Source organism: Gilliamella sp. Pas-s95 (genome assembly GCF_009795795.1).
GTDB classification, from domain to species: domain Bacteria; phylum Pseudomonadota; class Gammaproteobacteria; order Enterobacterales; family Orbaceae; genus Gilliamella; species Gilliamella bombicola.
Window position 1 is genome coordinate 20,595 of sequence record NZ_WTFC01000036.1, and the last position, 7,183, is coordinate 27,777.

Consider the following 7,183-nt stretch of genomic DNA (forward strand, 5'->3'; position numbering starts at 1 on the left):
ATGATGTTCTAGTTGGTTTAGGATTTAATCACGACAAATTTTTGTAATGCAGTCATAGCATTTTAAAATAGCTAAGATCTAACTACATAAAAACATTTCATAAAGATCGGATAGCATTTTTCTTAAATTAATCAATTTTGTCAATATAAAGAATTTGAAATAAAGCTTAATTTATCATATTGTTACGAAGCTTTTAATAAATAAGGGGTATTAAGTGTTAGGTAAAGCAATTAATTCATGGCTTGATGGCTATAAAAAAATATTTTGTTATAAAGGACGTTCAACTCGTAGTGAATTTGGATTTTTTCTTCTTATCCAATTTATAGTAATGTACCTCTCTTTTTCATTGCTATTCAATCTGGACAATATATTACCATCAGCTTTACTAGGGCTCTGTGTAATGTTGATTTTTATCACCACTTTTCTTGCAACATTGTCTTACAATGTTAGACGATTACATGATATAGGTCAAAGTGGTCTGTGGTGCTTTGTTTATCTTCTCTGTTCAGGAGCTATAATAATTGCATGTTTAATAATAAAACCAACTCCAGGTGAAAACCAATACGGACCTAACCCAAGAACATTATCAAAATAACAAAATATCCCTTCACCCGCAAGGTGGAGGGATTGCAGTTTTATCTATATTCAATTTCTCGTTCTTAACTATTTTATCTAACCCTTTATTCTAGATTTTAAAATAAGTCTCAGCTTGGCATTTCAATGATTTAATTAATGCAAATTTTTTGTTGCTAATACTCGCTCAACGGTATCAACAATCGCTTGAGTTTGTGAGTCGATTTCGATATTAACTTTATCTCCAACTTTTTTAGCTTCTAATGTAGTAATTGCAAGTGTTTCGGGGATTAGATGAATATGAAAGCAATTATCGCTAACTTCGCCAACTGTCAAGCTAGCGCCATCGATGCCAATAAAGCCTTTGTATAATACATATTTGCTAAATTGTGGTGGTAACTGTAACGTCATTTGGCAATTGGTTGCAGTTTTTTCAATATTAACAATCGTTGCTGTGCAAGAAATATGACCAGACATAATATGCCCACCAACTTCATCGCCATATTTAGCACTACGTTCAATATTGACAAAATCTTGGATTTTTTTATCACCTAATGTAGTTAATGCTAAGGTTTCTTGCATAATATCAAACGACACCCAATCTTGCCCAAAACCTGTCACTGTCAAGCAACAACCATCATTGGCAACAGATGCGCCAATTTCAAGGTGATACATTAATTTATTGGGCAATTTGACTTTATACGTTCTTAATTTATCTTTATCTACAATATCAATAATCTGACCAACGCCTTGCACAATACCCGTAAACATATATATACCTCAATTATTCTTAATATTGAATATTCTATCGTAATCTGATTAGAATTTCCTATTTCTATTTTCTACTGGTATGATCGTTTTATATATTTATTGATCAATTACTATTGATATCGATAACAAATTCTTATTTCACTGTTATAAAGTAACTTTCTATTTCAGTGTATGGGCAAGGATACATTATTATGTTAAAACTAATTTTAGCCATTTCAGTCGGCTCTGTGGCAGGTGGTTTATTGCGTTGGTTTTTATCGCTTAAATTGAATATTATCGCTTTTGCAATTCCACTAGGCACACTACTGTCTAATTTAGTTGCAGGTTATATTATTGGCTTTGCTATTGCCTTTTTTAACCACTCTAACCTTTCCGCCGAATGGCGTTTACTTGTCATAACTGGTTTTTGCGGTGGGTTGTCAACCTTTTCAACCTTTTCAGCTGAAATTGTTAACTTTTTACAAGAAGGTCGAATATCTTGGGGCTTAGCAACAATATTGATCCATGTAATTGGTTCAGTTTTAATGACATTTTTAGGTATTTTATCGTATCAATATTTACGTTCTTAAGATAATTCAATTGGAAATAATACAAAAAATAATCATAAATAGAGTTTACAACGCCAAAATACTGTATTAATATACACTGTATATAGAAACAGTATTGAGGTTATTATGTTAATTGAACATTCATCGCAACAACTTATGGCTATTCACTTTGAATCTCCTTTCCAACAACTGTTACAACAACAGCGACCTTTATTAAAATCATTGAATAAAGCCAAAAAATGGCAATTATGGTTATCAGATCGTCCAATGTTAAAACGTTCATGGATCAATACTGCAGGCCTAGACAAACAAAAAGTTGTCCATTTAAGTAATTTAAAAAATGAAAATTTAATATCGACGATAGAAAAGGCTTTACGAAGCAAAACTTGTAGTTATATCGTTGCTTGTATTAACGATCTTAATGAACAAAACAAACAGCGATTACAGCAAGCCGTATTATCAAGCAATACCTGCTTGCTTTTAGTTCACGATGAACAGTGTGGACAACTAATTCAATAGCATCAAGCACAAAATATGATTAAGAAGACAAATACAATTGAGCGAGTTTTTTCCGATCAACTTTACCAATCCCTGTCATGGGTAATTGATCGATAATGACGATCTTTTTCGGCATTTGATAACGGGCAACTTGAGACTTTAACCAATCAACTAGTACTGTTTCGGTTATTTTGGTATTAGATACTAAAACAACAAAAGCCACTAACCGTTGCCCAAATTCTGTATCAGGAACACTAATGATGGCGATATCTTTTATATCGGGATGCGACAGTAAGCTTTGCTCTAGTTCAAACGGATAAACATTTTCGCCACCAGACACAATCATGTCATCTACTCGACCTTGTAGATAATAATACCCATTAGTATCCTCATCGGCTAAATCCCCTGTTGCTACCCAACGATTACCTAGCGTTGACCAAGCACATTTGATATAGAGCTCGTTTCGCTTTTCTTTTGTCACTAATTTAGCGCAAAGACCTCTAAGTGGTTTACCAATTGTAGTTGGCTCGATGGCTAAATCCTCTGGGGTGGCAATCATACAAACACCTGCCTCTGATGTTCCATATAAATTAAACAAAATCTTACCAAGACAATTTAGAGCTTGTTTAACCAACGTTGCTGTAATGGGAGCACCACCGCTGATAATACAACGTAAGCTTTTAAGTTGATCTTCAGAATATGTTAGCATTCGATTTAACATTAATGGCACTAATGTAACCACTTCGATTTTATTGTAAGAAATTAATTGGCACGCTTTTGAAGCTTCAAATCGTTTGGTTAAAAATATGGTAGCACCTAACAATACTGACATACATAAAGTAGCTATCCCAAAACCATGATAAATCGGCGTTGCAATATAGATTTTTTTATAATGACTAAGATTCAATTTAATTAGCAATTGAAAAAAAGGACTCATAAAATTTTGCGCCTTACTACTACGACCAGCTATTTTAAAGCGCCCTGTCGTACCGCTGGTTAAAACAGTTATTTTTGAAAAGTGGGTCACTTTAATTTTAGTTTGATGCATTAGCGGTAAGGCAGTTAACAAGGAATCAACGGACTGCTTACTTTCATGGTAAGTCGGCAATGCTTTGATGGGTGGCAGATTGGTGATTTCTGGATCATGAATAATCCAATCAAATTGTACATTATTGCTAATATCATTAAGTTGTGTTGCCGATAACTCCGTATTTAATAGATAAATATCAGCGCCAAGCCTTGCAACGGCAAATATTGTATGCACAAGATTAACGTGATTACTTGCGATAATAGCAATTTTTTGATGAGGTTTAATACCACAATACATCGCTAATTGCGTTGCCAAATGTTGAGATTGAGAATAAAGCGTATGGTAATTAATGCAAACACCATCTTCGTTAATCGCAATTTGCTCAGGGCAAAGCTTTTGACGAACATAAAGTAAAGCCATTAAATTCATACCGACAAGGCGAATACTAGCTAATAAATGCCAAATACCTTTAAAAGTCAACAATTGCGTTTTATACAAGGCTAGAATCGATTTTATCATTGTTTTTTCTTAATATAATAAGAATTTAATTTGCACCATACGCCATTAAAAATAACTGAAGCAAGTTGTCCAATAATAACCCACCATGGTTTATATTGACGTTTTTGGCTAACAAGCAAACGGCTAATAATGGTTGCTGCTTGACAGGGTTGCAGTGCAGGTAGTTTTTTATAGATTTTGGTTGGCGCTATCATTCGGGTTTTAACCAAAGGCAAATAAGCTGTAGAAACTTTTATTTGCCGGTTTTCAAGCTCACTACTGGCACAGCGTAGCCACTGATCAAAAGCAGTTTTAGACGCCTGATAAGCCGCCCAATTAGCTGTTGGTGCTAACAGCACATTTATAGCCGACACGTTAACAATGTGCCCTTTAGATTGTTGTAATTTAGGAATTAACGCCAAACACAATTTGACCGGTGCCAAATAATTTAGCTTGATGGTTCTTTCAAAATCATGCATACGATCTAGCGATTGCATAATTGGACGGCAAATCGATATGCCAGCATTATTAATAAATACATCAACATGGTAAGACGCTAAATAAGCAATAAAACTATCTAACTGTTCAACATCACGCAAATCGGCACAAAACAGATCGATTTTTGCTTTTTTGTTAGATAACGATTGCTCAATTAATTGTAATTTATCTGCAGTTCGAGCTACCAAAATAAGTTGACACTCAATATCGGATAAAAGATGGCACAAAGCTTCACCAATCCCAAAACTCGCCCCTGTAATAATAATAGTTTTATGCCGTAAACACTGCTCTAACTGACAAAAATTAGGTTTGCGTATGGGGAAAAGGAGACAATTAAGCAAGTTAGTCAAAATCTTCATCTATCAATAGTCAGTATTTTAATGTAACAGTATAAAATTAATGTTAAATAAGTCAATATGATAGACCCTTTAACAAGGGCCCATTAAACAACCAACCATCATCAGTGGAACAAAAATTGGAAATATAATCAATCCAGCCACATCGCCTTTGATATCAAGATCCGAATCTATCTCGTGATTTGGTCTAACTAATACAGTTATTGATTTTGGCAATAAATATTGATCAGACAATGTATTGGCTTGCTTATAAACATTTCCTTTTGTTGTAAATAACACTTGATAATAACCATTTTTCAAGATCACATTTGATTTATACTTTTCGAGTAACTTTTTATCACTTAATCTCTTATTTTCTGGGATAAAATTAATATACTGAGCAGTAATTTCACCATCTAAATTATCTTGATAAAAAATGATTGATACACTTTCAACATCATTTTTATATTCGGCTAAAAAATCACGATAATTTTTCAGTTTTTTTAACGCATCAGGATGAGTAAATTGGTATGAGTATTGTTCTGACTCGGCAATAATACCAGTGTTTTCATCTACTTTTAATTTTATAATAGTGTCATTGGTTGGCAAAATTTTGACTTGCTTATGTGCACAACCACAAAGACAAAAAATAAGAATAAAAATAAATCCTTTCATTATAACCTTCCTGCTTTCAATATATTATATGCATCATTATTTTGTCCATTTTTTACAATCCAAAATAGCCTAACAATATCTGCATAATTTTGATATAAATTATATGAACTTAAAAAATAATTCAAACAATCACTGTTGTTTTTTCAACTAACTGACCATTGATAATCTTTTAGCTCACTAATCAAAAAATCGATTAAACAACGCGTTCGGAGTGGTAACAATTTACGGCTTGGGTAAACCGCATAAATGTTCAAATCCTCAACTTTATAATCCAACAAAACACGCACCAACCGCCCTATTTTAATATCTTGACCAATAATAAAATCAGGTTGCAACGAAATACCGCCCCCTTGTAACATAATCTGACGACAAGTATCACCATTATTACAATAGATATTCGCCTTTAAATTAACCGACAGATCGACATTATCTTTATAAAAATGCCATTGCTCCTTTTTAGCCCACTGGCTATACATCACAATTTTATGATTGAACAAATCATCAGGATCATTCGGCATGCCATATTTAGCGATATAATCGGGCGAAGCGGCAACTATAATTTGCGTGGTTGCCAGTTTACGACTAATTAGCGAGGAGTTTTCTAACCGACCAATTCGAACAGCAAGGTCGTAGCCCTCTTCAAGCAGATCAACTACACGATCTGACAGCGTAATATCTAGCTCAATCTTAGGGTACTTATCGATAAATTTTTGCCATAAAGGCGCTAAATGTAAAATTCCAAAACTAACGGGCACATTAACCCGAAGTATACCTTGTGGACTTGCGTGATCTAAAGTGAGGCTGTTTTCTGCTTCTTCAGTAGCATTAATTATGGCTTTAGCTTGCAAATAAAAAGTTTGCCCTTCAAGAGTGATAACCATTTTGCGCGTGGTTCGTTGTAATAACCGTACTTGCAAGCGATCTTCTAACGCTTGAAGGTAACGTGACACCGCTTGCTTAGACATCTTTAACTTAACCGCAGCATCAACAAAGCTATTACAATCAACCACCATCACAAAGACCATCATTTCTAGTAATTTATTAGATCTATCCATCTGCCTTCACCTACCAAGCAATTGTTCCACTTATTATGACAATAAGTCACATAATAGCTTATTTATCTATAAAAAAATAACTATTAATATAAACAAATAGTGCTAATCAATCACAATAATTAACTTACAGGAAAAATTAAATGAAACAATATCAAACCGATCTAGCCTCACTCATGTTACGAGTTGCATTAGGTGTCATGTTCTTGGCACACGGATTAACCAAACTACTCGTCTTTACTCCAGCAGGCACAGCACAATACTTTGAATCAATTGGCTTTCCGGGGTTTGTTGGTTATTTGACGATGGTATTTGAAATTGGCGGCGGCTTATTATTGCTTTTAGGCATCTTAACTCGCATTGTTAGTTCATTAACCGTAATTCAAATGGTTGTCATTGCTTTTATTCACTCGGTGAATGGCTGGTCATTTAGCAATGCTGGCGGCGGTTGGGAGTATCCTGCTTTTATGGCGCTAACAGCACTCAGTTTAGCATTGCTGGGAAGTGGTCGGTTTAGTGTGTTATCTAAAAATAGGGAATATTAGTAGGTAAAACTAGCGTTTTTTAAGGTTAAAAAACCCTAGATTACACCATGAAGTGCAATTTTTCTTAGCTCCTTCGAATAAAAGGAGGCAGGGCTTTTAAACTTATGCCGTTTTCTTGGGCGTGTGTTCAATAGATATTGTATTTTCTTTATCTGTTCGT

At 34.2% G+C, this 7,183-nt stretch carries 9 protein-coding genes; 4 read left to right on the plus strand and 5 right to left on the minus strand.

Annotated features, from left to right (window positions below; genetic code table 11):
* Positions 1 to 214: 214 nt before the first annotated feature.
* Positions 215 to 595 (plus strand): DUF805 domain-containing protein, encoded by a 381-nt coding sequence (locus GQ598_RS09420; RefSeq protein ID WP_160403899.1) that lies wholly within the window; start codon positions 215 to 217, stop codon positions 593 to 595.
* A 134-nt stretch (positions 596 to 729) separates the two neighbouring features.
* Here the strand turns inward: GQ598_RS09420 and GQ598_RS09425 are convergent, their stop codons facing one another.
* A complete protein-coding gene (locus GQ598_RS09425) occupies positions 730 to 1,344 on the minus strand; it encodes a riboflavin synthase subunit alpha (protein ID WP_160403900.1) in 615 nt (204 codons plus the stop codon).
* 191 nt (positions 1,345 to 1,535) lie between these two features.
* Here GQ598_RS09425 and crcB point away from each other — a divergent pair, with 191 nt between their 5' ends.
* Together crcB and GQ598_RS09435 are read left to right on the plus strand one after the other, a co-directional pair.
* Positions 1,536 to 1,913, plus strand: coding sequence for a fluoride efflux transporter CrcB (crcB, locus tag GQ598_RS09430; RefSeq protein ID WP_160403901.1), 378 nt, complete (start codon positions 1,536 to 1,538; stop codon positions 1,911 to 1,913).
* A 105-nt stretch (positions 1,914 to 2,018) separates the two neighbouring features.
* Positions 2,019 to 2,411 carry a SulA-like leucine-rich domain-containing protein gene (locus tag GQ598_RS09435; protein WP_091347113.1) on the plus strand — a complete coding sequence of 131 codons (393 nt, stop codon included), beginning with the start codon at positions 2,019 to 2,021 and terminating at the stop codon, positions 2,409 to 2,411.
* 19 nt (positions 2,412 to 2,430) lie between these two features.
* Here the strand turns inward: GQ598_RS09435 and GQ598_RS09440 are convergent, their stop codons facing one another.
* The 4 genes from GQ598_RS09440 to GQ598_RS09455 all read right to left on the minus strand — a co-directional run bounded on the left by GQ598_RS09440 (position 2,431) and on the right by GQ598_RS09455 (position 6,481).
* The gene (locus GQ598_RS09440; RefSeq protein ID WP_160403902.1) at positions 2,431 to 3,939 is read right to left on the minus strand and encodes a class I adenylate-forming enzyme family protein; all 1,509 of its coding nucleotides are present in this window, start codon (positions 3,937 to 3,939) and stop codon (positions 2,431 to 2,433) included.
* Positions 3,936 to 4,775 carry an SDR family NAD(P)-dependent oxidoreductase gene (locus GQ598_RS09445; RefSeq protein ID WP_160403903.1) on the minus strand — a complete coding sequence of 280 codons (840 nt, stop codon included), beginning with the start codon at positions 4,773 to 4,775 and terminating at the stop codon, positions 3,936 to 3,938. The genes GQ598_RS09440 and GQ598_RS09445 overlap by 4 nt, the downstream gene beginning before the upstream one ends.
* Positions 4,776 to 4,844: 69 nt before the next feature.
* Positions 4,845 to 5,426, minus strand: coding sequence for a hypothetical protein (locus GQ598_RS09450; protein ID WP_160403904.1), 582 nt, complete (start codon positions 5,424 to 5,426; stop codon positions 4,845 to 4,847).
* A gap of 143 nt (positions 5,427 to 5,569) precedes the next feature.
* Positions 5,570 to 6,481 (minus strand): LysR family transcriptional regulator, encoded by a 912-nt coding sequence (locus GQ598_RS09455; RefSeq protein ID WP_160403905.1) that lies wholly within the window; start codon positions 6,479 to 6,481, stop codon positions 5,570 to 5,572.
* A 140-nt stretch (positions 6,482 to 6,621) separates the two neighbouring features.
* Here GQ598_RS09455 and GQ598_RS09460 point away from each other — a divergent pair, with 140 nt between their 5' ends.
* On the plus strand, positions 6,622 to 7,023 hold the full coding sequence (locus tag GQ598_RS09460; RefSeq protein ID WP_160403906.1) for a DoxX family protein: 402 nt from the start codon (positions 6,622 to 6,624) through the stop codon (positions 7,021 to 7,023).
* The last annotated feature ends 160 nt before the right edge of the window (positions 7,024 to 7,183 follow it).